The organism is Escherichia sp. 94.0001 (genome assembly GCF_013369155.2).
Taxonomy (GTDB): Bacteria; Pseudomonadota; Gammaproteobacteria; order Enterobacterales; family Enterobacteriaceae; genus Escherichia; species Escherichia coli_F.
Genome location: NZ_JABWMS020000237.1, coordinates 1 through 488 on the forward strand (window position 1 = coordinate 1; position 488 = coordinate 488).

The following is a 488-nucleotide window of genomic DNA, read 5'->3' on the forward strand; positions in this document are numbered from 1 at the left end:
GCCAGGCCGTTGAAGCCATTTCTCATATCGGTGATACCGGCAACCAGCCAAATTTTTGTCCCGGAAGGTAACGGGATCATCGCTTCAGTTCCTGTATCAGCAGAGTCAGGAGCTTTTCGCTGACATTGCCATTGAAGCGGAGCGTCCCGTGCCGGAACGTTACCTCACAGCTGATACTGAGGGTTTTCGGGTCCTCTGCGAGCGATTCTGGCTGTTCGGCAGCTGCATCGAGAGTCACAGGAAGTAGCTGGGGGCTCTCTGAAGAAGGTAATAGCAGCTTTCCCTCGCGCCATTGTTGTCGCCATTTGAACAACAGATTGGCGTTAATGCCATTTTCAAGAGCAAGTTTTGAGATGGATATCCCGGGTTCACAGGAGGCAGCAACGAGCTGCTGTTTAAATTCGGGAGGATAATTAGGGCAGCCTTTTCGCCTGCCGGGAGTCACATTTTTCTGCATATCTGACACTTTGGTTCCCACTACTTATTTG

Annotated in this window: 1 protein-coding gene and 1 pseudogene; both read right to left on the reverse strand. The window is 51.0% G+C overall.

All coding sequences use genetic code 11. The features are described from left to right. Positions 1-80, reverse strand: a pseudogene (locus tag HEN33_RS25460) (IS66 family insertion sequence element accessory protein TnpB); the annotation flags it as partial. Then, positions 77-457 carry an IS66-like element accessory protein TnpA gene (gene tnpA / locus HEN33_RS25465; protein WP_001466366.1) on the reverse strand — a complete coding sequence of 127 codons (381 nt, stop codon included), beginning with the start codon at positions 455-457 and terminating at the stop codon, positions 77-79. The pseudogene HEN33_RS25460 and the gene tnpA, both read right to left, overlap by 4 nt. Between the last annotated feature and the right edge of the window lie 31 nt (positions 458-488).

Bases quoted from the DNA above. Each gene is read 5' to 3' on its own strand.
- tnpA (WP_001466366.1), bottom strand. From the start codon at position 457: ATGCAGAAAAATGTGACTCCCGGCAGGCGAAAAGGCTGCCCTAATTAT.